This is a genomic window from Paraplanobispora takensis, assembly GCF_016863195.1.
GTDB classification, from domain to species: Bacteria; Actinomycetota; Actinomycetes; order Streptosporangiales; family Streptosporangiaceae; genus Planobispora; species Planobispora takensis.
The window spans coordinates 16,074-38,912 of the sequence record NZ_BOOK01000030.1; the positions used below are offsets into that span (position 1 = coordinate 16,074).

The 22,839-nt window shown below is 71.8% G+C and carries 24 protein-coding genes; 12 read left to right on the forward strand and 12 right to left on the reverse strand.

Annotated elements, in window-relative coordinates; genetic code table 11:
- The first annotated feature begins 27 nt into the window (after positions 1–27).
- Complete coding sequence (locus Pta02_RS19900) at positions 28–792, forward strand: PP2C family protein-serine/threonine phosphatase (RefSeq protein WP_203876382.1); 765 nt, start codon at positions 28–30, stop codon at positions 790–792.
- Positions 793–882: 90 nt separating this feature from the next.
- On the opposite strand, the gene Pta02_RS19905 is transcribed toward Pta02_RS19900, so the two are convergent.
- The 4 genes from Pta02_RS19905 to Pta02_RS19920 form a co-directional block, all read right to left on the reverse strand.
- A complete protein-coding gene (locus Pta02_RS19905) occupies positions 883–1,284 on the reverse strand; it encodes an ArsR/SmtB family transcription factor (protein ID WP_203876383.1) in 402 nt (133 codons plus the stop codon).
- Positions 1,285–1,327: 43 nt separating this feature from the next.
- On the reverse strand, positions 1,328–2,653 hold the full coding sequence (locus Pta02_RS19910) for a competence protein CoiA family protein (RefSeq protein ID WP_203876384.1): 1,326 nt from the start codon (positions 2,651–2,653) through the stop codon (positions 1,328–1,330).
- Between the two features lie 76 nt (positions 2,654–2,729).
- Complete coding sequence (locus tag Pta02_RS19915; protein ID WP_239130990.1) at positions 2,730–4,652, reverse strand: APC family permease; 1,923 nt, start codon at positions 4,650–4,652, stop codon at positions 2,730–2,732.
- 174 nt (positions 4,653–4,826) lie between these two features.
- On the reverse strand, positions 4,827–5,273 hold the full coding sequence (locus Pta02_RS19920) for an NYN domain-containing protein (protein ID WP_203876385.1): 447 nt from the start codon (positions 5,271–5,273) through the stop codon (positions 4,827–4,829).
- A gap of 156 nt (positions 5,274–5,429) precedes the next feature.
- On the opposite strand from Pta02_RS19920, the gene Pta02_RS19925 reads away from it, so the two are divergent.
- From Pta02_RS19925 to Pta02_RS19940, 4 genes are read left to right on the forward strand one after another with little or no spacing between them, the layout of a single operon-like run.
- Positions 5,430–6,218: a hypothetical protein gene (locus Pta02_RS19925; RefSeq protein ID WP_203876386.1), complete on the forward strand. Its 789-nt coding sequence runs from the start codon at positions 5,430–5,432 to the stop codon at positions 6,216–6,218.
- 25 nt (positions 6,219–6,243) lie between these two features.
- A complete protein-coding gene (locus Pta02_RS19930; protein ID WP_203876387.1) occupies positions 6,244–7,344 on the forward strand; it encodes a hypothetical protein in 1,101 nt (366 codons plus the stop codon).
- Positions 7,341–8,810 (forward strand): hypothetical protein, encoded by a 1,470-nt coding sequence (locus tag Pta02_RS19935; protein ID WP_203876388.1) that lies wholly within the window; start codon positions 7,341–7,343, stop codon positions 8,808–8,810. The genes Pta02_RS19930 and Pta02_RS19935 overlap by 4 nt, the downstream gene beginning before the upstream one ends.
- A complete protein-coding gene (locus tag Pta02_RS19940; RefSeq protein ID WP_203876389.1) occupies positions 8,807–10,120 on the forward strand; it encodes an AAA family ATPase in 1,314 nt (437 codons plus the stop codon). Before Pta02_RS19935 ends, Pta02_RS19940 begins: the two co-directional genes overlap by 4 nt.
- 70 nt (positions 10,121–10,190) lie before the next feature.
- Here the strand turns inward: Pta02_RS19940 and Pta02_RS19945 are convergent, their stop codons facing one another.
- On the reverse strand, positions 10,191–11,249 hold the full coding sequence (locus Pta02_RS19945) for a helix-turn-helix transcriptional regulator (RefSeq protein ID WP_239130991.1): 1,059 nt from the start codon (positions 11,247–11,249) through the stop codon (positions 10,191–10,193).
- A 101-nt stretch (positions 11,250–11,350) separates the two neighbouring features.
- Between Pta02_RS19945 and Pta02_RS19950 the strand changes: the two genes are divergently transcribed.
- Complete coding sequence (locus Pta02_RS19950) at positions 11,351–12,727, forward strand: MFS transporter (protein WP_203876390.1); 1,377 nt, start codon at positions 11,351–11,353, stop codon at positions 12,725–12,727.
- 19 nt (positions 12,728–12,746) lie between these two features.
- On the opposite strand, the gene Pta02_RS19955 is transcribed toward Pta02_RS19950, so the two are convergent.
- Both Pta02_RS19955 and Pta02_RS19960 read right to left on the reverse strand, forming a co-directional pair.
- Complete coding sequence (locus Pta02_RS19955) at positions 12,747–13,703, reverse strand: GNAT family N-acetyltransferase (RefSeq protein ID WP_203876391.1); 957 nt, start codon at positions 13,701–13,703, stop codon at positions 12,747–12,749.
- Between the two features lie 93 nt (positions 13,704–13,796).
- On the reverse strand, positions 13,797–15,332 hold the full coding sequence (locus Pta02_RS19960) for an MDR family MFS transporter (RefSeq protein ID WP_239130993.1): 1,536 nt from the start codon (positions 15,330–15,332) through the stop codon (positions 13,797–13,799).
- A gap of 186 nt (positions 15,333–15,518) precedes the next feature.
- Between Pta02_RS19960 and Pta02_RS41960 the strand changes: the two genes are divergently transcribed.
- From Pta02_RS41960 to Pta02_RS19980, 4 genes are all read left to right on the forward strand, one after another.
- Positions 15,519–16,067 carry a TetR/AcrR family transcriptional regulator gene (locus Pta02_RS41960; RefSeq protein WP_203876393.1) on the forward strand — a complete coding sequence of 183 codons (549 nt, stop codon included), beginning with the start codon at positions 15,519–15,521 and terminating at the stop codon, positions 16,065–16,067.
- Entirely contained in the window at positions 16,064–16,330 is a 267-nt protein-coding gene (locus tag Pta02_RS19970) for a DUF4031 domain-containing protein (protein ID WP_203876394.1), read from the forward strand. The genes Pta02_RS41960 and Pta02_RS19970 overlap by 4 nt, the downstream gene beginning before the upstream one ends.
- A gap of 91 nt (positions 16,331–16,421) precedes the next feature.
- Positions 16,422–16,967: a type 1 glutamine amidotransferase domain-containing protein gene (locus Pta02_RS19975; protein WP_203876395.1), complete on the forward strand. Its 546-nt coding sequence runs from the start codon at positions 16,422–16,424 to the stop codon at positions 16,965–16,967.
- Between the two features lie 111 nt (positions 16,968–17,078).
- Positions 17,079–17,534 (forward strand): ATP-binding protein, encoded by a 456-nt coding sequence (locus Pta02_RS19980; RefSeq protein ID WP_203876396.1) that lies wholly within the window; start codon positions 17,079–17,081, stop codon positions 17,532–17,534.
- Here the strand turns inward: Pta02_RS19980 and Pta02_RS19985 are convergent.
- The 4 genes from Pta02_RS19985 to Pta02_RS20000 all read right to left on the reverse strand — a co-directional run bounded on the left by Pta02_RS19985 (position 17,518) and on the right by Pta02_RS20000 (position 20,472).
- Positions 17,518–18,951, reverse strand: coding sequence for a WS/DGAT/MGAT family O-acyltransferase (locus Pta02_RS19985; RefSeq protein WP_203876397.1), 1,434 nt, complete (start codon positions 18,949–18,951; stop codon positions 17,518–17,520). The two genes, Pta02_RS19980 and Pta02_RS19985, sit on opposite strands and share 17 nt — an antisense overlap.
- A 3-nt stretch (positions 18,952–18,954) precedes the next feature.
- Positions 18,955–19,113 (reverse strand): hypothetical protein, encoded by a 159-nt coding sequence (locus tag Pta02_RS19990; RefSeq protein WP_203876398.1) that lies wholly within the window; start codon positions 19,111–19,113, stop codon positions 18,955–18,957.
- Positions 19,114–19,212: 99 nt separating this feature from the next.
- Positions 19,213–20,118, reverse strand: a complete 906-nt coding sequence (locus Pta02_RS19995; protein ID WP_203876399.1) for a Sco1979 family transcriptional regulator — start codon at positions 20,116–20,118, stop codon at positions 19,213–19,215.
- Between the two features lie 102 nt (positions 20,119–20,220).
- Positions 20,221–20,472: a DUF397 domain-containing protein gene (locus Pta02_RS20000; protein ID WP_203876529.1), complete on the reverse strand. Its 252-nt coding sequence runs from the start codon at positions 20,470–20,472 to the stop codon at positions 20,221–20,223.
- A gap of 154 nt (positions 20,473–20,626) precedes the next feature.
- On the opposite strand from Pta02_RS20000, the gene Pta02_RS20005 reads away from it, so the two are divergent.
- Both Pta02_RS20005 and Pta02_RS20010 read left to right on the forward strand, forming a co-directional pair.
- A complete protein-coding gene (locus Pta02_RS20005; protein WP_203876400.1) occupies positions 20,627–21,202 on the forward strand; it encodes an ATP-binding protein in 576 nt (191 codons plus the stop codon).
- Positions 21,203–21,317: 115 nt separating this feature from the next.
- Positions 21,318–22,142: an SAM-dependent methyltransferase gene (locus Pta02_RS20010; protein WP_203876401.1), complete on the forward strand. Its 825-nt coding sequence runs from the start codon at positions 21,318–21,320 to the stop codon at positions 22,140–22,142.
- A gap of 53 nt (positions 22,143–22,195) precedes the next feature.
- Here the strand turns inward: Pta02_RS20010 and Pta02_RS20015 are convergent, their stop codons facing one another.
- Positions 22,196–22,831: a hypothetical protein gene (locus Pta02_RS20015; protein WP_203876402.1), complete on the reverse strand. Its 636-nt coding sequence runs from the start codon at positions 22,829–22,831 to the stop codon at positions 22,196–22,198.
- Between the last annotated feature and the right edge of the window lie 8 nt (positions 22,832–22,839).

Below are 22,839 nucleotides of genomic sequence, written 5' to 3' on the forward strand. Positions count from 1 at the left end.
GCGAGGGGCGCGGCGAGAGGGGGTTTCATGACCTTCACCGTGATCACGATCCTGCTCGGCTGCCTGTCGGTGATGGCCGTCCGCGGCCGTCAGGGTCCCTGGCCGCCCGGCGCGCCGGCGGCCCGGCCCCGGCTGGTGGTGGCCGGCGGCACCTACGAGGGTTCGCACGGCTATCCCTCCGACGAGTACGTCGTCCAGGAACGGCTGATCGCGGCGGCCGACGGCGGGGGCGGCACGCAGTTCGGCCACACCGCCGCGGCCCTGACCCTGGGCGCCGTGGTCGTCGCCCGGCCCCAGTACGGCGACAGGAGCGAGAAGGGCATCGACGAGTGCGCGCAGGCGGCGCACCGGGCCGTGCGCACCGCCGCCCTGCGCAACTCCGCCATGTCCGGTCTGACCAGCACGCTGGACGTGGTCGTCCTCGACGCGGGCGAGAACCCGTGCCTGCGCTTCGCCCACGTCGGCGACGGCGCGATCTGGCACTGCGCCAAGGGCGGCAGACCCCGGCCGCTCACCACCCTGCACTCCTCCGAGGACGGCTCCTCGCTGCGCGGGATCGGCCTGATGCCCGAGCTCAGCCCCGAGCTCGGCACCGTGGCGCTCCAGCCGGGCGACCGCATCGCCATCGTCACCGACGGCGCGATGCGGACCCTCGGCGCCTCACGTCTGACGGAGCTGTTCACCGACGGCGCCTCCCCCGCCGCGTGCCTGGACGGGCTGTACGACGAGATGGCCGCCGCCGAGCCGAAGGAGGACGCCACGATCATCATCGCGGACTTCGTCACCGTCTGACCCGCCACCGGGGGGGAAGGGGGGCGGGTACGGCGCGCCGTACCGGAAGGTGGGGGCCGGTACGGCGCGCCGTACTCCGGTCCCGGGCGTTCAGTCCCCGGTGCCGGGACCGTCCTCCCCCTCCACCGGCCGCCGGGCGGATCCCCCGGCCCCGCCGTTCTCCTTCGCCCGGCGCTCGCGCCTGCCCCTGGCGAGCTCGGTGCCCAGGGCGTCAAGACGCTGGGCCCAGAAGCGACGGAAGTTCTCCAGCCACACGTCCACCTCCTGCAGGGGACCGGGATCGACGGAGTACAGACGGCGGGTGCCCTCGGCGCGCACGGTCGTGAAGCCGTTGTCGCGCAGCACGCGCAGGTGCTGGGAGACCCCCGGCTGGGAGATCCCGAACTCCGCCTGGACCACGGCGCCGATCTCCCCGGCCGCCCGCTCCCCATCCGCGAGCAGCTCCAGGATCCGGCGGCGCACCGGGTCACCGAGAACGTCGAACGCGTGCATGGACCCAATATTTCAGGGCTCGCTTATATAAAGCAACATGAACTCACCTGGCGGCCGGTCCCCTGGCCCGGTTGGACCTCGCCGCGGCGGTCAGGGCCAGCTTGCCGAAGTGGCGGTTGCCGATGCTGCTCCACCACGGGTGCCGGTTGAGCGCCTCGGCCAGGCGCAGGCGCCGCTCGCGGGCCTCGGCGAGCTCGCGCCGGTGCTCCTGGGTGAGCTCGGCCCGCCCGGCCGCGACGTCGGTGGGGCGGGGGTGCCCGGCGGAGATCTCCGCGCAGCGGGCGTCGGCCTCGTAGTAGGCGCGCTGCAGGACGATGAGGTCGCCTGGGACGAGATAGCCGCGGGACTTGCGCGGCGTCACGTAGTCCTCGGCGGGTGCGGCGGGCAGCCAGTCCGAGGCGTCGATCGGGTCGCCGCTGTCGCGGGGACGCGCCAGCTCCTCCAGGAGCTCGTCGGTGCGGTAGCGGGGCAGCGGGGCGTCCTCCCGCCCGTGCCCGGCGCTCCCCCCGGCCTCCGGCGGCGTCTGCTCCGGGCGGCCCTGCAGGAACGTCTCCTTGTCGGCCGGGGTGACCCACAGGTACCACCGGCGGCGGCCGTCGGCGCGCTCCATGTACAGCGGCACCAGGTCCCCGGAGGCCGTCTTGACGATCATGTCGTCGTAGTAGAGGCCGCGGGCGGGCTCCCAGCTGCCGTGACGTCCCCCGCAGCGGCCGTAGCCCAGCTGCGGGCACGGCGCGGGGTTGTCCCAGTCGCAGGTCAGCATGCGCAGCCTCTTGACCCCGCCGCGCACGGGCAGCGCCTCGCGCCCGACGTCCTTCCAGGTGAAGACGTTCAGCCGGGCCCAGGGGGCGCGGTCGATGGGCATGGCGTTCTCGTCGTTGACCAGCCACAGCGGGGTCAGGCCACCGGATCGGGCCATGCGGGTGCGCTTGTCCACCGATCCCGTGGCGATGGCCGACAACTGGATTTCGTAGCCGAGTTTCCTTCCGCCCTCACCGGTGACGACGACGTCGGTACGGCCCCGGCCGTTTGCGGGGCGTTCCTCGACATCGGCGGTGAATCCCTCGCGGTCGGCGGTTCGCGCGGTGTATTCCCGGAGCGCCTTGTGCAGATCGCTTTGCGCGCCGGTCTCTTTCAGCTCCCCCGTGGGGACGTGCATCGCGTGGGGGCGGCCGTTCTTTTTCCTGATGGTCATGAATCCCGGGCAGGCCATGCCCTCGTGCTCGTAGGGGTCCAGGCAGTAGAGCAGGTCCGGGTGATAGTTGCGGTAAAGCTCGTCGAGGAGACCTGGGCGGTCGGGATGGCCGAGGTCGTCTTCGGTGAGATCGAGGTCGATCCCATACCGACGATGAAAGACACTGTGCGCCATTCCTCCACGGTATGGTCCTTCACTGACATTTCCGAAAGACACCGCATCGGCTTTTCCGGAAATGCCGATGCGCCGGTCAGCCGACGTGGACCAGGGGACGGCGCCCGGCGTCGGGCTCGGCCTGGCGCAGCACCTCGCGGGTCAGCGGCGGGATGTCGCCGCCGCCGAAGACCAGATAGCGCAGCAGCGCGCCGATCGGATTGCCCTCGGCGGCCCAGTGGAAGTAGACGTTCGGCGTCTTGCCGGTCTCGTCGCGCAGGTACAGCAGCAGCGCGGCGATCGCGTTGGCCACGGTCGGGCTCTCCATGCGCAGGATGCGGAAGCCGTAGCGCTCCTCGCCCACCACCCGCACCTCGGAGGCGAACTCCGAGGCGTCAGGGACGGTCACCTCCAGGAAGATCAGCCCCTCGGCCTTGCGCAGCCGGTGCAGCTCCCAGGCCTCGCGGGCCTTGTCGACGTACTCCTTGCAGTCGCGCTCGTGCGGCTCGTTGGCGATCAGATGGATCTCGCCGGCCTCGTTGATGTAGCGCCGGGCGGTGTCGTCCAGGGTGATGCGGGTGACGCGCAGTTCGGTGGAGCGGGTGGCCCGGGAGATCAGCGAGGTCACCACGATCGCCAGGACGAAGAACAGCGCGATCACCAGACCGTCGGGCCGCTCGATGATGTTGGCCACGGTGGCGTAGGCGAAGATCAGGGTGATGACGCCGAACGGGACGGCGGTGCCGGTGCGGCCCCTCCTCCACATCGACAACGTCACCGCGATCGCCGCCGACAGGATCAGCGCCAGCACGCCGGTGGCGTACGCCCCGCCCTGGGATTCGACGTCGGCGCCGAAGAACAGCGTGATGACGAAGGAGATCGCGGTGAAGACCAGCACCATCGGCCGGGCCGCGCGCGACCAGTCCGGGGCCATGCCGTAGCGGGGCAGGTAGCGCGGGACGATGTTGAGCAGTCCCGCGAGCGCGGAGGCGCCGGCGAACCACAGGATCGCGATCGTGGAGACGTCGTAGGCGGTGCCGAACCAGTCGCCAAGGAACCGGTGCGCCAGATAGGCCAGGGCCCGGCCGTTGGCGCTGCCGCCCTCCTCGAACTCCGCGGGCGGGATCAGCACCGTGGTGGTGAAGCTGGAGGCGATCAGGAAGCCACTCATGATCACCGCCGCGGTGGTCAGCAGCTTCTTCGTCCCCCTGATCCGCTGGATCAGGTCCCCCTTGACCAGCGGCATCACCGCCACCCCGGTCTCGAAGCCGGACAGGCCCAGGGCGAGCTTGGGCATGACGTACAGCGAGACGGCGATCATCGCCATCGGGCTGGGGTGCTCGGCCGTCAGCGCGGCGCCCCAGTCGGCGACCAGGGACGGCTCGGCGAGCACGTGCTCGACCGCGACGCCCACGACGACGAGGTTCAGCGCCAGGTAGACGGCGACCAGCACCACCGCGATGGAGATCGCCTCGCTGAAGCCGGCCAGGAAAACCCCGCCCAGCCCGGCGATCAGCGCCAGCGTCACCGGCACCTGCCAGCCGGAGAAGAACTCGGGCACGAACGGGTTGTGCAGCACGTGGGCGGTGGCGTCGGCGGCCGACAGCGTGATCGTCACGATGAACGCGGTGGCCACGAAGCCCAGCAGGAACAGCACCAGCAGCTTGCCCCGCCAGCCGGGCAGCAGGCTCTCCAGCATCGACAGCGAGCCCAGCCCGTGCGGGCTCTCGGCGGCCACCGCCCGGTAGGTGGGCAGCGCCCCGAACAGGGTCAGCGCCACCAGCAGCAGCGTGGCGATCGGGCTGAGCGCCCCGGCGGCCAGCGCGGCGATGCCCGGCTGGTAGCCCAGGGTGGAGAAGTAGTCCACGCCGGTCAGGCACATCACCTGCCACCAGGCGTGCTGGTGGCCCGGCGTCTCCTCGTGGTGGGGGCCGGTCGTCTTGGCGTCCGAGCGCGGCAGGCCGTGCAGCAGCCACTGGCGGATCCGGGAACCGTCCTCCGGCGAGACGGACGTGGCCATCTCACCACCCCCTGGTCGAGTTCGTGACAGAGACGCGGACGACCCTAACCCCCGCTGATCGCGTGGGTTACGGCGCCCCCGCGCCGCGTGTGCCGTGGCACATCCACGATGCCCCCGAAACGCCCTGCGGTCACGTGCCCCGCCGGTCGTCCCGCCCGGGTACGGCGGGCGCGGTCAGGCGGCCGGCTCCAGGGGGATGACCTGGCCGGCCGTACGGCGCAGGCGGCGGCTCAGGGCGCCGGGGCGGGAGACCACCACGACCTGGACGCCGCTGCGGCGCAGCCACTCGGCGAGGTCGGTGAAGACGCCGTCGCCGGAGCCGATGACCACGCGCTCGAAGCGGGTGTCGAGATGGTCGAGGCGGATCACCTCGCACAGCGCCTCGTCGGCGCCGTCGCGACCGGAGCGCACCAGGATCTGGATGCCCGCCAGAGCGAGGCCGACCGGGACCAGGGCGCCGTGGTTGACCGCGGCGACATACTGATCCATGAAACCGGCGGGAACACGGCGGCGATAGTGGTCCATCATGGTGACCACCTCCGCGGTGGCGGGGCGCGGGGCGCCGACCAGGTTCTCCACGTCCAGCAGGTGAACGGAACGGCCGTGCGAGATGTTACGCATCGCGATGCCCCCTTGCCTCTGTGCTACCACCACATGGGACGCACTTTAATGCTGGAAATCGCTGGAACTCAAGGGAGACACGGGGAAACAGGCGGAACTCCTGTTACGATCCGGCCCGTGAGTGAATGCCGTGAGTGAATGCCGTGAGTGGATGCCGTGAGCGAATCGCTGGATGCGCTGGAACGGCGCATAGCCGAGCTCCGCGCCGAGGTGCGCCGCGCCGTCAAGGCGCGTGACGGCGCGCTGGCCCGCTCGCTCCGGACGGACCTGCGCCGGGCCGAGCTGGCCTGGGACGAGGCGGTCGTCGCCGAGGAGCCGGCGGCGGCCAGACCGGCCCCCCGCGAGACCGGGACGTCGCTGATGCCGATCCGCGAGCAGGTGCACCAGGCGCTGGTCCTGCTCGGTGTGCCGGCCGCGGCCAAGCTGATCGTCACGGTGAACGAGGCCTTCTTCTCCGGGGCGCTGCGGGGCCCGCAGCTCACCAGCCTGCGCAGGGACGAGGAGCGCTCCTTCCGCGCCGACCCCTACGCCAGGCCGTACTACCTGTGCGCCGCGCTGACCGACCGCCTCTCCCCCGCCCGCGGGCTGCTGGCCGACAGCACCTGGCCGCCGCAGGCACGGGTGGTGGGGCCGCTGAGCCCGCGCGTCGACTACCTCACCGCGACCATGCGCATCGCCGAGCACCTGACCCGGCTGACCGACCCGCCGCCCGGCGCGGTCCGGCTGCTGACCCGCATGGCGCAGAACATCCCCGGCGCGGTCGAGGGCTTCGCTCCGGCCGACCCGCTGACCGCGATCCGCGCGGCCCGCGCCGAGCTGGAGGTGCACCTGCCCGCCGACGCCGCCCAGCGGGCCGAGGTCGCGGCGCGGGCGGGCAGGCAACTGACGGACGCGGAGCGCCTGTTCGGCGCCTCCGCCATGACCACTCTGAGAGGGGCCTGTTGATGGACGGGCACGACAGGGACGTCCGGTGAAGCGGCTGGACGCGCTGCGCGGCCCGGTGCCGCCCCGCGCGCACGACGCCCGCGCCGTCGCGGCGCTGGCGGCCAACCCCGGGTGCGCCCGGCGGGCCGTGCTGGACGCCGCCGGGGTCGACAAGGACGGCACGGCCCGGCATCTGGGCTTCCCCGCCCCGTTCGGCCAGTCGCAGTTCGCCATCACCCGCGGGAACGTGTTCGAGACCCTGGTGAAGGAGAACGGCTGCGCCGAGCTGCTGCGCCTGATGCGGGAGCTGCTCGGGCTGCCGGTGGCCCAGGTGGGCTACCAGGACGTGGAGAACGTCGGCTCGCACCTGCGCGCCTCGCACACCCGGGCGCTGATCGACCGGGCCGCGCGCGAGAGCGAGGACAGCGCGGTCTTCTACGACCACCCGCTGTTCAGCCTGGAGATCGCCGGGCACACCTGCTACCTCGAACCCGACGTGGTGGCCTTCCAGCTCGGCGGGCGCTTCCACATCGTGGAGATCAAGTCCTTCGCCGTGATCGACGGCCAGGCCGAGCCGGAGAAGGTCGCGGCCGCGGCCCGCCAGGCGGCGGTCTACGTGCTGGCGCTGCGCACGCTCATGGCCGAGCTGGGCCACGACCCCGGGCGCGTCTCCCACGACGTGGTGCTCGTCTGCCCCGAGAACTTCGCCAACCGCCCGACCGCGACGCTGCTGGACGTGCGCAGGCAGCTGGCGGTGCTCAAGCGGCAGCTGACCCGGATGACCCGGGTCGACCGCCTGGTGGAGGACCTGCCGCCGGGGCTCACCTTCTCCCTCGACCCGGACTCCGAGGGCGTGCCGACCCGCCCGGCGGCCGAGCTGGCCGAGGCCCTGGCGCGCGTGCCGGCCCGGTACGCGCCGGACTGCCTGTCGACCTGCGACATGTGCATGTTCTGCCGGGACGAGGCCCGCGTCTGCGGCTCGACCGACCTGCTCGGCCGTCAGATCCGCGACCAGCTCGGCGGGGTGTCCCGGATGACCGAGGCGCTCGCCCTGGCCGAGGGCACGGCCGAGCCCGCCGGGGACCAGGAGGAGGTCGCCCGCCTCCTGCGGCTGGCGAACCGCCTGCGACAGGAGTGCCTCGCGTGAGCGCCCTGACCGCCCTGGCCCGGTTGCGCGCGGTCCGCGAGGGCGTGGCGCAGCCGATCGCCACGGTCCGGCACTGCCACCTCTCGGACCGCCCCATGGTCTTCATCCCGCTCCGGATGGCCGGTGAGGCCGCCGCCCCGCTGGGGGCGATGGTCGGCACCGATCCGGAGCACCCCCGGCTGCTGGTGGTGCCGCAGCCGCGCAACCGGGACCTGCGTTTCGCCTTCGCCGCAGAGCTGGCCGAGGTGCTGCTGCCGTACATCGAGGGGTTCGGCAAGACCACCGAGACGGTGGAGAAGCGGGGCGGCGAGCCGTACGAACGCTGCCTGGACGCCCCGCAGATCCTCGTGCCGAACCGGCCCGCGGCGGCCTTCACCGGGCTTCTGGGCCGCTCCACCCGCTTCCGGCGGGCCGAGGGGCCCTACCCGGTACATCCGTCGGTGCCGCTGCTGGGCCGGTGGCTGACCTACTTCGCCGACCGGTCGGCCCAGCCGGGCTCCTCGCTGCTGCTGGCGGTGACGGAGGTGCTGGGCACGCACTGGGCCACCGGGCAGAGCAGCCTGGAGGACGCCAACCTGGCGGCGCTGCTGGGGTGGATCGATCCACCCGCGGGGATGGACGGCCGGCGCGCCGCGCAGGAGGCGGAGGACCCGCTGCTGTGGCCGCCCGCCGGTCCCGCGACCGACCCGGGCTTCGACAACGAGGTGCTGGCCCCGGCGATCCGCGCCTACGAGGAGGCGCCGACGAGCCGGGCCGTGGAGCGGATCGCCCAGGCGCTGCGCTCCCAGCTGGAGCCGGCCTGGCGGCTGATGTGGCGGGCGGTGGAATTGCTGCGCGCGCTGCCGGAGGGCTCGCGGGTCGCCGGCCGGTGGGAGGTCGACCGCGGGTCGTTCACCCGCTTCGTCGAGCGCATCGCCGAGGGCGCTCCGCCGCAGGCGCGCAGGGACGGCGCGGTGAGCGCGGCGGCCCGGCTGGCCGGGCTGGAGCGGGCGCGGGCCGGCTACGACGTGCAGCGGGCCTACGACGACCCGCTGGTCATGGCCGAGTACCGGCTGACCGGCGAGGCGTTCGCCGGGGTGGTCACCGGCGCCGAGCCCGAGCACTTCGAGGGCGAGGGCCGCTCCCGCAAGCTCCGGCCGCTGATCAGGGTGCGCACCGACGATCCGGTACGGCTGGCGCCCGGCACCGCGGTGGGCAGCCCGGACCGGCGCGGCCACGGGGCCGAGGTCCTCGGGTTCGCCGAGGGCGAGATCCTCCTGAAGATCACCAAGGGGATGGGCCGGGGCAAGGTCCCCGCCCCCGGATCGGTGCCCGAGCCGGGCGAGCGGGTCTGCTACACCTCCCTGACCGACGACTTCCAGAGCTCGGCCGCGCTGCCCGACCCGGAGAACACGCCGTGGACCCACGGGGGCCCGCCGCAGGAGTACGTCCCCGATGACGACGACGCCCAGGAGGAGTGGTCATGACGCTGAGGGTCGTCGAGCCCCTGACCCCGCAGCGGGAGGCGGCGGCGGTGGTCGCCGGCGTGCTGGCCGACCTGCCGCGCCATCGCGGCGTGGTCGTCGACTCCCCGCCGGGCGCGGGCAAGTCCACGCTGGTGGTCAGGGCCGCCGGGCACATCGCGGAGACCGGCGAGCCGCTGATGATCGTCGCGCAGACCAACGAGCAGGTCGACGACCTGGTGGAGCGGCTGGCGACCGAGCACCCCGGCCTGACGGTCGGCCGCCTGTCGGCGAGCGGGTACCTCACCCCCCAGCGGATCCTCGCCCACTCCAACGTCTCGGTGGCGACCAAGCTGCCCGACCTGGGCGACCCGGCGGTGGTGATCGCCACGGCGGACAAGTGGGCCTGGATCGGCGACCGGGTCTGGCCGTGGGCGATCGTCGACGAGGCCTACCAGATGCGTTCGGACAAGCTGCTGCGCATCGCCTCGCTGTTCGAGCGGTCGCTGTTCGTGGGCGACCCCGGGCAGCTGGACCCGTTCTCGATCGTCGACGGCGACCGCTGGGCGGGCCTGTCGTGGGACCCGGTGCAGAGCGCCGTCTCGGTGCTGCTGCGGCACAACCCGGACCTGCCGGTGCACCGGCTGCCGGTCTCCTGGCGGCTGCCCGCCTCGGCGGGGCCGGTGGTCTCGGAGGCGTTCTACCCCTTCACCGGGTTCCGCTCGGGGACCACGCACGCCGACCGGGCGCTGGAGCTGACGGTCAACGGCATGCGCACCTCCTACGACCGGGCGCTGGAGGAGGCGGCCGCCTCGGGCTGGGCCCTGTACGAGCTGCCCAGCCGGCACACCGTGCGCACCGACGCCGAGGCGGTGCAGGCCGTGGCCCTGCTGGCCGTACGGCTGCTGCAGCGGGCCCCGGTGGCGCACTCCGAGCGCGGCAGCCACCGGGTCACGGCCGACCGGATCGCGATCGGCGCGGCCCACCGCGACCAGGTGGCGGCCATCCGCGCGGCCGGGGTGCCGCCGGAGATCACGGTGGACACGGCCAACCGCCTCCAGGGCCGGGAGTACGACGTGACGATCGTGCTGCACCCGCTGTCCGGGCGGCGCGACGCCACCGCCTTCCACCTGGAGTCGGGGCGGCTGTGCGTGCTCACCTCCCGGCACCGGCACGCGTGCATCGTGGTGGCGCGGGCGGGGATCCCCGAGCTGCTGGACGCCCACCCCTCGGCCGAGCCGGTCCAGCTGGGCGTGCCGGTGAAGTTCCCCGACGGCTGGGAGGCCAACCAGTCCGTCCTGGCCCACCTGGCCCGGCACCGCGTGACGCCCTGAGCCCCGGGGCCGGACTCTCACCCGGTCACGGCGGCTCGGCCGTACGCGGGCTCCGGCGGGCCGTGCCGGCTCAGTGGACGTGATCGACCGCCGGGACCTCGGGGTGGGCCATCAGCCACGCGATGCGCTCGCGGCTGTCGTCGTCGACGGGGGTGTAGACCACCATGCGCGCCTCCGGCGGCGAGGTCAGGGCCATGCTCGTCGAGACGGTGCGGATCAGCCCGGCGGCGCTGTGCTGGAAGATCTTCATACGGCTGCCGGGCCTGGCCACGTCGTGGGTGGCCCACATCCGGGCGAACTCGGGGCTGGCGGCCGACAGGCGGCGGACCAGGTCGGTCCAGGCGGGTTCACCGAGGTGACGGCCGAACCCGGCACGCAGGGTGGCCACCATCTGCGGCAGCTCCTCCTCCCGGTTGACCACCGGGGTGCAGCAGTCGCGGGAGACGAACAGCTGCCAGAGCGCGTTGCGGGTGATGAGCGGCTGCGTCGTCAGGATGGGGAACAACCGATCGTAGGCGGCGTTCCAGGCCAGCACGTCGTAACGGGCGTTGTAGACCACGGCGGGGATCGGGTCGAGCTGGTCGAGGATGACCTGCGTCTCGGGCTCCAGCACGCGGCATCCCCCGGCGTCGGTCACCTGGGGGACGTCGGCGAGCCGGTAGAGGTGCTCGTGCTCGGCCTGGTCCAGCCCCAGGGTGCGGGAGATCGCGTCGAGCACCTGCACGCTGACGTTGATCGGCCGTCCCTGCTCCAGCCAGGTGTACCAGGTGACGCCGACCCCGGCGAGCTGGGCGACCTCCTCACGGCGCAGTCCGGGCGTACGGCGGCGCAGCCCCGGCGGCAGGCCGACGTCGGCCGGGGTGATGCGCTCGCGGCGGCTGCGCAGGAAGGCCGCCAGTTCGGTACGGCGGCGCGCCCGCAACCGGTCCGCCGGCGGGTTCCGGGCCCCCTCCTCCACCGGCCGGCGCCCGGCGCCAGGGGCAGGCGCCTCCGGCCGGTCCGCCGGCGGGTTCCCGGCCCCGGCCCCCGCCGTCTCCCGGCTTCCGGTCCCGGCCTCCGGCCTGCGGGTGCGCGGCCGGGCGGCGGACGGGCCGGTTGCGTCGCGGGCGTCCGGCTGGATCACGGTCATCGCTCCATGCTGGCCGACAGGCGGCCGGCGTGCCAGGTGCTGGCAGTACCAGGATCGGCAGGCTCTCACCACCCGTATCCGCCCGGCCCCAGGCTCGTCCCATGACCACGATCTCCGCCCCCGCCGGGGCTCCCCCGGCGCTGCGCCCGCCATGGCTGCTGACGATCCTCCTGACCGGGCAGTTCATGGCCATCCTCGACGTCTCCATCGTCAACGTCGCCTCCCCGGTGATCCGTTCCGACCTCGGCGCGTCCGGATCGGGACTCCAAATGATCATTTCCGGTTACACGGTCGCCTACGCCATGCTGCTGATCACCGGTGCCCGGCTCGGCGGCCGGCACGGCGGGCGGCGGCTGTTCCTGTCCGGGCTGGCGCTGTTCACCGCCGCCTCGCTCGCCTGCGGCCTGGCCGCCTCCGCCGGGCAGCTGATCGCCTTCCGGCTGCTGCAGGGGGCCGGGTCGGCGCTGATGGTGCCGCAGGTGCTGAGCCTGATCCAGACGAACTTCGCCGGGGCGGCCAGGGCGCGGGCGCTCAGCCTCTACGCCACCGTGATCTCCGGGGCCGCGATCGTCGGCCAGGTGCTGGGCGGCGTCCTGGTCTCCGCCGACCTGTTCGGCACCGCCTGGCGGCCGGTGTTCCTGGTGAACGTGCCGATCGGCCTGGCCCTGCTCGTGGCCGGGGCACGGCTGCTGCCCGACGCCGGGCCGCGCGCCGGCCGCGCGCTGGACGTCCCGGGGATCGTCACGCTCTCGCTGGCGGTGAGCCTGCTGGTGGTGCCCCTGGTGCTGGGTCACGAGCAGGACTGGCCGCTGTGGGGCTGGGCGGCGATGGCCGCGAGCGCGGTCTTCGCCGGGATCTTCATGCTGGTGGAGCGGCGGGCCGCCGCCCCGCTGGTGCCGGCGCGGGTGCTCGGCGCGCCCGGGGTCGTCCCGTCCGCGCTGGCCGTCTTCGGGGCGATGGCGACCTACGGCGGCTTCCTGTTCTGCGTCGCGCTGCACCTGCAGGGCCGGCTGGGCGCCGACCCGGTCGAGGCGGGGCTGACGTTCCTGCCCGCGGCGGTGGCTTTCGCGGCTGTCAGCCTCAACTGGCAGCGGCTGCCCGAGCGGCTGCGGCGGCGGATGATCGTCGTGTCGTTCAGCGTGGCCGCGCTCGGCTACCTGCTGCTGGCGCCCGCGCTGGAGAGCGGGCAGCGGCCGCTGACGGCCCTGGCCCTGGCGGTGACGGGGGCGGGCCTGGGCGGGACGTTCAGCCCGGTGCTCGCGGTGGCCCTCACCCACGTCGACCCGGCCGACGCCCCCGACGCCAGCGGGCTGTTCGTGATGGTGACCCAGCTCGGCCAGGTGGTGGGAGTGGCCACGTTCGGCACCCTGTACCTGGGCGGAGGGTCGGCCGCCGCCACCGCCGCCGCGCTGGCGGTCACGGCCCTGGCCGCGGGGGCGTGCGCGCTGCCCCTGCTGCGGGTACGGCTCCCGCGCTGAGCCGTACCCGCGGCCGGGGTCAGACCGTGCGGCGCCAGACGTCGATGGCCAGCACCTGGCGCATGCCCACCGACAGGTAGAGGTCGAGCGCGGGGGTGCTGTTGTTGGCGTCGACGTGCAGGTAGGTGCCGGCCCGGCCGCGCCGCGCGTCGGCGGCGAACGCCGTACGGAGCATGAACCGGCCCAGGCCCCGGCCACGGAAGGCGGGCAGGACGGCGAGCTGGCGGACGTATCCGCAGTTCTCGTCCCCGGCGAACATGTCGGTGCCGAGCAGCATCGCCGCGGGCTCGCCGCCGACCCGGGCCACCAGCAGCTGCGACCAGTCGGTGCTGCTGGAGGAGTCGAGGTCGGCGAACCACTCCTCGAAGCCCTTCGGGGTGAAGCCGAAGTGGTCGGCGAAGCCCGCCTGCTGGACCGCGTGGCCCTGGCGGCGCGCCTCCTCGCCGAGCCCGTCGTGCAGCGTCACGCCGCCGGGCGGGGCGGGCGCGGCGACCGTCCCCTCGTGGTCGACGAGCATCCGGATGAAGCTGGTGGCGGGGGCGAACCCGCGGGCGGCGGCCACGGCGCGCTTGCCGCTGTCCTCCCGGTACAGGCCGATGTCCACGACCGCGTGGTCGTGGCCGAGCTCCGCGGCGATCTGCGAGGCCCGTCCGGTCGCCGCGTCCCACAGGCGGTCGGTGAGGGAGCGGGCCTCGGGGTGGACCACCACGTCGATCTCCACGTTGGCGCTGCGGCCCTTGCGGCAGGCCCAGGCCCAGCCGACCAGCCGCCCGTCCTCGTCGTGGACGACCCAGCCGTCCCTGTCCTTGTCGAAGGCGGGCTCGTTGATCTGGTCGGCGACGTCCTCCAGGGTCATGTCCGCCTTGCCGATCACCTGCGTGTCGCACAGGGAGATCAGCTCGTAGATGGCCGTGACGTCCTGCGTCACGGGCCGCCGGGTGAGGTATCCGGCGGCGGTCGCGGTGGTGGTGTCCATGACGCCGAGTGTTCCCCGGCCGACTTGCTTTCCGCTGGGTCGCCGCTTGGCGGTTGCCGCGGCCCCCGGCCGGGCCGGGGGCCTGCCGGCGGCTCAGTCGAGGGCGGCCGGGACCGGGGTCTCGTCCTTGTCGTCCTGCCCGAAACCGCTGCGCAGCGGGATCTCCTTGATGAAGGCCGCCAGCAGCGGGACCAGGACGGCGAAGGGGATCGCCCACCAGAACACGCTGGAGATGGAGGTCGCCAGCGACTCCAGGAAGCCGTTCAGGACGGGCGCCGGCAGCTCGTGCAGGGCGGCGGGGTCGAACTGGCCGCCGCCGGAGGCGAGCTTCTCCCCCGCGGGGCCGAGCTTGGCCGTCAGGTTGTCGCTGAGCTGGTGGTTGAAGACCGCGCCGAACAGCGAGACGCCGAACGAGCCGCCGATGGACCGGAAGAAGGTCGAGGAGCTGCTGGCCACGCCCAGGTCCTTCTGCTCCACGCTGTTCTGCGCGATGAGCATGGTCGTCTGCATCAGGAAGCCCATGCCCGCGCCGAGGACCGCGATGAAGACGCCGGTCTGCCAGGAGGGGGTGTCGACGTCCATCAGCGACAGCAGCCACATGCCGAGCGCCATGCCGGCGCCGCCGATGATCGGATAGATCTTGTACTTGCCGGTGGTGGTGATGGCGCGGCCGACGAACAGGGAGATCACCATGGCGGCGCCCATCATCGGCAGCATCAGCAGGCCGGAGTTGGTGGCCGAGGCGCCCTGGACGGTCTGCTGGAACAGCGGCAGGAAGTTGATCGCGCCGAACATGGCGAAGCCGAGCAGGAAGCCGACCAGGGAGATCAGCGTGAAGTTGCGGTTTCGGAACAGGGCCAGCGGCATGATCGGCTCGGCGGCGCGGCGCTCGACCGGGATGAACAGGGCCAGGGTCACCACGGCGAGGCCGATCAGGCCGAGGATCTGCGGCGAGCCCCAGTCGTACTCGTTGCCGCCCCAGGTGGTGACCAGGACCAGGGCGGTGATGCCGATCGACAGCAGGCCGGCGCCCAGCCAGTCGATGCGGTGCTCGGTGCGGTGCCTGGGCAGCTTCAGCTTCACCGCGAGCAGGGCCAGGGAGACGAACCCGATGGGCAGGTTCACGTAGAAGGCCCAGCGCCAGTCGAGGTGGTCGGTGATGAAGCCGCCGACGAGCGGGCCGGCGATCATCGCCAGCGACATGACGCCCGCCATGATGCCCTGGTACTGGCCGCGCTCACGCGGCGGGACCAGGTCGCCGATGATGGCCATGGCGTTGACCATCAGGCCGCCCGCGCCCAGTCCCTGCAGCGCGCGGAAGGCGATGAGCTGGGTCATGCCGCCGTCGGGACCGCCCAGCATCGGCGAGCCGGCCATGCCGCACAGCGCCGAGCCGATCATGAAGATGACGATGGAGGCCAGGAAGATGGTCTTCCGGCCGTACAGGTCGCCGATCTTGCCCCAGATGGGGGTGGAGACGGTGGTGCCCAGCACGTAGGCCGTCACCACCCAGGACAGGTGGGTCAGGCCGCCGAGCTCCGCCACGATGCGGGGCATGGCGGTGCCTACGATCATGTTGTCGAGCATGGCCAGGACTATCGCGAGCATCAGGCCCGGTAGCACTACCATGACCTCACGTCGCCGTGCCGGCACGGCTTCGACCTGTGTCACGTGCTTCGCCCCCATGAAGGATCCTGCTTACTGGATCTCAATTACTTGATCTTGATTACTTGCCGACCGGCAAGTGTCGGATATGCTCGGAATGTAGGCCGGTCACTTACCGGCCGTCAAGTAGATTTCGCCGTGAAGGAAACCATGAGGGATCAGGCCGACACCCGCACGCGGATCCAGGAGATCGCTCTGACGCTCTTCACCGAGCAGGGCTACGAGGCGACCTCGCTCCGCGAGATAGCCGAGTCCCTCGGCGTGACCAAGGCCGCCCTCTACTACCACTTCAGGACCAAGGACGACATCGTCGCCAGCCTGGCCGAGAAACGGCTGCACGCGGTCGAGGAGCTGCTCGCCTGGGCCGAGAGGCAGCCGCGCACCGAGGAGACCCGGCGCGAGCTGATCCGCCGCTACGCCGACGACCTGCACAGCGGGCGGCACCGCGAGATCATGCGCTTCTTCGAGCGCAACCAGACGGCGCTCAAGCACCATCCGGTCATGGGCAAGACCAGGGAGCGGATGTTCGACCTGATCACCTTCCTGGTGGAGCCCGCCGACCCCGTCGCCACCCGGCTGAGGAACTCCATGGCCGTCTTCGCCCTGCACGCCGCCTCCTTCATCCTGGAGGAGGAGGTGCCGGAGGAGGAGCGCCGGGCCGCCGGCCTGGAGGTCGCCTTCGATCTGCTGCGGCGATGAGCGTCCTCATCGACCCGCCCGACTGGCCGGGCCCGCGCGGGCTGCTCTGGTCCCACTTGGTCAGCGACTCCTCCGTCGAGGAGCTGCACGCCTTCGCCGAGCTGCTGGGCGTTCCGCCCCGGGCCTTCGACCGCGACCACTACGACGTGCCCGAGACCGTCTACGAGCGCGCGCTCACACTGGGAGCCGAGGCCGTCTCCTCACGCGAGCTGGTCGCCCGGCTCATCGCCTCAGGCCTGCGAAGGCGCAAAACTCGTTCTTGAGTCCCCCACATCTCGCATGGATCGCCTCCTCGGGGGCACGTGCCGCTAGGACGCAAGCTGAAAAACCACGCGAGACGTCATAGGGGACATCATGCTCAACGGTAAGACGATCGCCTTCCTCGTGGCCCCCGAGGGCATCGAACAGGTGGAGCTCACCGAGCCGTGGAAGGCCGTACAGCAGGCGGGCGGGACACCCAAGCTGATCTCCACGCAGAGCGGCACGGTCCAGGCCTTCAACCACCTGGACAAGGCCGACCGCTTCCCGGTGGACGCCACCGTGGACGGGGTCTCGGCCGGGGAGTTCGACGGGCTGGTCCTGCCCGGCGGCGTCGCCAACCCCGATTTCCTGCGGACCGAGCCCGGCGCCGTGCAGTTCGTCAAGGACTTCTTCGACGCCGGCAAGCCCGTGGCCGCCATCTGCCACGCGCCCTGGACGCTGATCGAGGCCGACGTGGTGCGCGACCGTACGGTCACCTCCTGGCCGAGCCTGAAGACCGACCTGCGCAACGCCGGTGCCACGTGGGTGGACCGGGAGGTCGTGGTCTGCACCGGAGGTTCCAGCCCCTTGATCACCAGCCGGAAGCCCGACGATCTCAAGGCGTTCTGCCAGGCCGCCGTGGACGCCTTCGCCCGGTGACGACGTCCCGGCCGGTGCGGGGCGCGCCCGCGCCGGCCGGGTCCGCCGCCGTCGCGCGGACGGGAGACCGTCCCGAGTCCGGGGCTTCGAGACCCACCTGAGGAGAGAACTGTGGAAGCCACGATCGCGTTGCGCCTGCCGCGCGACGCAGCGAGTGTTCCGGTCATCAGGCAGATGCTGGACTCGTCCCTGGACGCCCTGGGCGTGCAGCGTCACATCCGCGAGGACATCCAGCTGATGCTCTCCGAGGCCTGCTCCAACGTGATCAAACACGCCGACGACAGCGACGACTACACCGTCCGCACCGAGCTGAGCCGTGACCGCTGCAGCATCAAGGTCGTGGACGCCGGCAGCGGCTTCGACTTCTCGGGGGCCCGCCAGGTCTCCCCGAGCGCCGAGTCCGGCCGGGGGCTGCTCATCATGCAGGCGCTGGCCGACGACGTCCGCTTCGTCAAGCGGGAGGACCACGGCTCGGTCGTCTGCCTGGAGAAGACCCTCCTGTTCGAGGAGGACGCCCCCGGCAAGTCGCTGCTGCTGACCGACGAGAGCACTACGTCTCGGCGATGACCATGAGCTCCGACAGCTCCTGCTTCAGATAGTCGGTGATCGTCCACACGTCGGGCACCATGTCCCGGCAGGAGATCACCCCCACGTCCAGGGAGCCGTCGTAGGAGAAGACGGTGATGTTGAGGCCCCCGCTGGCGTCGGTGACGACCGACACCGGGTGGTAGGCCACCAGCCGTACGCCGCAGACGTAGAGCGGGATCTGCGGGCCGGGGACGTTGGAGATCACCACGTTGATCGGTCCCGCGGTCCCGGCGAACATGTTGAACGCCGCGCGGGCGGCCAGGCCGGTCAGCGCCGCGGGCATCATGTCGCTGACCTGCTGGAGCCAGGAGGCGGGGGCGAGCGCGGAACGGTCCTTGATCCGCTTCATCGCCTCCTGTACGGCGCGCAGCCGCTCCACCGGGTCGGCGATCTGCGTGGCCAGCGTGGTGATCATTATGGTGACCTGGTTGCCGCCGCTCTGGTCGCCCGGCGCGCGCAGCGAGAACGGCACCCCGGCGACCAGCGGCCGCTCGGGCAGCGCGTCGTGCTTGAGCAGCCACTGCCGCAGCGCCCCCGCGCAGAGCGTCATCACCACGTCGTTGACCGTGGCGCCGAAGGCGTTCTTGACCCGTTTGACGTCGGCCAGCGGCAGCGCGGCGAAGGCGAACCTGCGGTGGCCGCTGATGCGCCCGCTGAAGGGGGTGCGCGGTACGGCCATCCTGGGCAGGTCCGGCACCCGGTTCCCGCCGGTCAGGCGGCGCGCCAGGTCGCGGGTGAGGCGGGAGACCAGCCCGGCCCCGGGCACCTGCGACACGACGGGGATCTCGTCCAGGTGCGGGACGGCCTCGACCAGGAACCTGACCGTGGTGGCCGGGTTGACGACGGCCTTGGCGACCGCCCTGCCGATCATGTCCCGCGTGCCGATCTGCTCCTCCCCCACGGTGGAGGGGGCGGGCAGGCGCTCCGCGGGCTCGGGAGAGGTGTCCATCAGCGAGGCGAGCACGTCGGCACCGGTGACGCCGTCGACCGCGGCGTGGTGGACCTTGGTGTACAGGGCCATCCTGCCGCCGGCCAGCCCGTGGATCAGGTACATCTCCCACAGCGGGCGGCGGCGGTCCAGGCGGCGGGAGTGGATGCGGGCCACCTGCTCGCCGAGCTGCTCCTCGTTGCCGGGGAAGGGCAGCGCCAGCTCGCGCACGTGATAGTCGAGGTCGATCGAGGAGTCCTCGGTCCAGTACGGGTGGTCCAGGCCGAGCGGGACGGAGACGAGCCGCCGGCGCAGCGGCGCCGCCGCGTGGAGCCGGTCGGCCAGCAGGGCCAGCAGGTCCGCCCGGGTCAGCTTGCCGTCCAGGATCGCCAGCCCGGCGATGTTCGCCACGTTCGTCGCGGTCTCGAAGTTCAGGAACTGCGTGTCCACCGCACTGAGCTGCCGCATCGCCTACCTCCAGGGAGTCTGCGCCTCCTCGCGCTCCCGGCCGGTGGTCACGGCCAGTACCGCGAGCACGATGAGAACGATCACCGAGATGGCGAGCAGTGCCATCCCGGTGAGCCCGAACACGATCAGGATCGTGAAAATCTCGTCGACCAACTGCCGCACCGCACAACTTTGCCCGGATTGGACCCTCTCTATACCACTTTGGAGAGGAGAGTTGGCCGCGGGACGAACTTCTAACCGATGGGTGCGCTCCCGCCCCGGTCAGAGCGCGTCGCGCATCCGCAGGAGGATGTCCTCGGTCTTCGAGGCCTGCTCGGCCTCGATGCACAGGCGCTCCATCACCTCGAGGTAACGGTCGACGTCGGTGCGCTTGTCCAGATAGACCGCGCTGGTGAGCTGCTCCATGTAGACGATGTCGGGCAGGTCGGGCTGGGCGAAGCGCAGGAGGCTGAAGGGACCGCCGGCCGCGGCGTGCCCGCCGATGCTGAACGGCGCGATCTGGACGGTCACGTTGGGCTTGCGGATCATCTGCAGGATGTGGTCGATCTGGCCGCGCATCACCTCGGCCCCGCCGAGCGGGCGGCGCAGCACCGCCTCGTCCAGCACGGCCCACAGGTGGGGGGACTGGGCGCCGTCCAGGATCCGCCGGCGGGCCATGCGCAGGTCCACCCGGCGCCGGATCTCCTCCTCGGGGGCGTCGGGGAAGCCGAGCCGGATGACGGCGCGGGCGTACTCCTCGCTCTGCAGCAGGCCGGGGACGAACTGGACCTCGTAGTTGCGGATGACGGAGGCGGCCGCCTCCAGGCTGACGTAGGTCTCGAACCACGTCGGCAGCACGTCGCCGTAGTCGTGCCACCACCCGGGCAGGTTGGCCCGCTCGACCAGGGCCAGCAGCGGAGCGCGGTCCTCCTCGGCCGTCACGCCGTACAGCGTCAGAAGGTCGGCCACGTCCCGCACCCGGAAGCTGACCCGGCCGTTCTCCATCCGGCTGACCTTCGAGTGGGAGGCCCGGATGGCGTTGCCCGCCTGGTCGAGGGTGATGTGCCGCTTCTCGCGGAGCCGGCGCAACTGGGTGCCGAGCACGATTCTCAGCACCGTGGAACTGCCCCGCGCCTGCCCCATTAAGGCGGGCTCGACAGGCTCCTCGTGGGCATTCGATGTGATCATCTACAGGTCCTTCGTGCGCGTATTGCGAACCTCTGCCCACCGTGTGTGGCTGTCGCGGGCCTTTACGCTACTCCCGTCGTCCCTTGTATGCCAGATGGAACTTTATTCTTCAACTATCACTCCGGTGAGGTCGTCGAATTCCCCGCTTTTCACCCCGCGGATGAAGGCATCGATCTCCCCGTGCGCATAGACCAGTGCGGGACCTTCCGGATCACGCGAATTGCGCACCGCGACCCCGCCGCAGGGCAGTTGCGCCAACTCCACGCAGTTGCCGCTGGGGTTGCTGAAGCGGCTCTTACGCCACACGACCGCGCCGAGCAAGGTCGCCGGCATCCCGTTACGGAGCTGATCCATCCTCGCCTCTCGCCGAATCGGCAGGAACCATTGGAGCCAGCATAGACTTTTGTGCATCTGCACGTGCATCTGTACTTGCGTATGCACATGTTGCCGTGCAAGATTACTAACGAGTCACTCTGTACGCGATCACCGTCTCCCCCCAGGGTCGCCGATGACTGGTTTACACAAGTACGACCTCGCCCCCGTCCGAACAGAGATAAGCGGATGGGAGCGCTGGTTGTCGATGCTCGACCACGTGCTGCCGCCCAGCGGCCTGCCGCCGTGGTCGGACGGCGAGGAACGCCTGGAGTACCTTCAGCTCGCCGTGCGCGCCATCCCCCAGGAACCCGGGGCACCGCGTGTCGCCCGGCGCTTCACCGCCGCCTCGCTGCGCTCGTGGGAGCTCGACCCCCTCGTCGACGACACCAACGTGGTCGTCTCGGAGCTGGTCACCAACGCCCTGCGGCACGGCATGCGTACCGCCCTCGCCCCCCGTCCGGCCCAGCACGTCAGGGTGGTGCTGTGCCGTACCGAGCACTCGGTGCTCTGCGCGGTCACCGACCCCAGCGACCAGGGTCCCCGCCTGCGCGAACCCGGCGACGACGCCGAGAGCGGGCGCGGGCTGCAGGTGGTGCAGGCAATCAGCCAGATGTGGGGCTGGTCCCCGCTTGAGGGCCGGGGCAAGGCCGTGTGGGCGGCGTTCGCCCTTCCCACGCTCAACGGGCGGCGCCTGGAGGCCTGCCGCTGACCCGTCCGGCGTAACCCGGTGACCGTTCATCGCAATGGGGCCGGAATACAGGTCCGAGTATGGAGGAAATTGGATAATCTTCGCTGAGACCTGAAGCCGTTGGACGGAGAACGCCATGGCACCCTCGGGGCGGGAACGGGCGAAGCTGGACACCTCGATTCCGAGTGAGGGACGGATCGCCGACTATTTCCTCGGCGGCAAGGACAATTTCGCCGCCGACCGGGCCGCGGCCGAGCGCGTGCTGAGCATCGCCCCCGAACTGCCCGCCATGACCCGCGAGGGCCGCCGTTTCCTCGCCAGGGTGGTCGAGTTCCTCGCCGCGGAGGCCGGCATCCGGCAGTTCATCGACATCGGCTGCGGCCTGCCCACGCAGGGCAACGTCCACGAGATCGTGCACTCCGTCGCGCCCGAGGCGCGGGTGGTCTACGTCGACAACGACCCCATGGTCGTCACCCACGGCCAGGCCCTCCTGCAGGACGACCGCCGGACCGTGGTCGTGGAGGCCGACGTGCGCGATCCGGCGGCGCTGCTCGGCCACCCGGAGCTCACCCGGATGATCGACTTCGACCGGCCCGTGGCGGTCCTGCTGTTCGCTCTGCTGCACATCCTCCCGGACGACGACACGGTCACGCAGATCATCACGCACCTGCGGAAGGCGATCGCACCGGGCAGCTATCTCGCCTTCTCCCACGCGGTCGCCGACCTGTGCCCGGAGACGACGGCGAGGCTGGCGCGCGTCTACTACGAACAGGGCTCGATCACCGGCGGATGGCGGGCGAACCTGCGGACCAAGGCCGAGGTCGAGCGCTTCCTCGACGGCTTCGAGCCCGTCGAGCCCGGAGTCGTCTACATCCCGCAGTGGCGCCCCGGCGAGGAGATCTCCCACATGGCCGACACGGTGTGGGTGGTCGGCGGAGTGGGACGCAGGACCAACCGGTAGAGGCGGACCGTCCGGCGGGGAGCCGTCCCGCGGAGAACTGCCCGGCGGAGGGCTCAGGCGATCTTGACCGTGATCTCCCCGCCGAGCCGGAAGCCGTCGGTCAGGTCCAGGTCGTCCCCGCTCCAGAAGCGACCCGGGTCGTACCAGTTCGGGCGGCGCCCGCCGGGCAGCAGCCCCATGGCCTCATAGGTGACGGCCACGACCTCGGCGCAGTAGGCGCTCTCCAGCGCGCTCTCCTCGCCGCCCCGCTTCAGCAGCTTCGGCACCCGGCCGCGCATCCACCGCCCGGCCAGCCGCGCCGTGGACGGGAACGGCGTGCCGTCCAGGCGGGCGACCGTCCGCAGGACGGCGTCCTCCATCTCGGCCGTGACCTGCGGCTCCAGCTGGCGCAGCCAGGCGCGCTGGCCGTACTTGGTGGCCCACACCGAGACGGCCTCACGCATGTCGTGCAGCTGGACGCCGCGCTGGTGGGTCCCCGTCCACATGTCGGGCAGGGACCGGCCGAGCTCGGCGTGCCACATCAGCGGGGGCATGTCCTCGATGACGACGGACATCCCGACGTGGTTGACCGGGCTGTTGGTCACGGTCTGGATGGCCCGGTCCGGCGCCGAACGCCCGCGGAACAGCCATACGTCGCCGGTTCTCGTCAGGTTCAGCGCCTCGTCGAGGCCGATGGTCGTAGCGGGCATTCCCATAC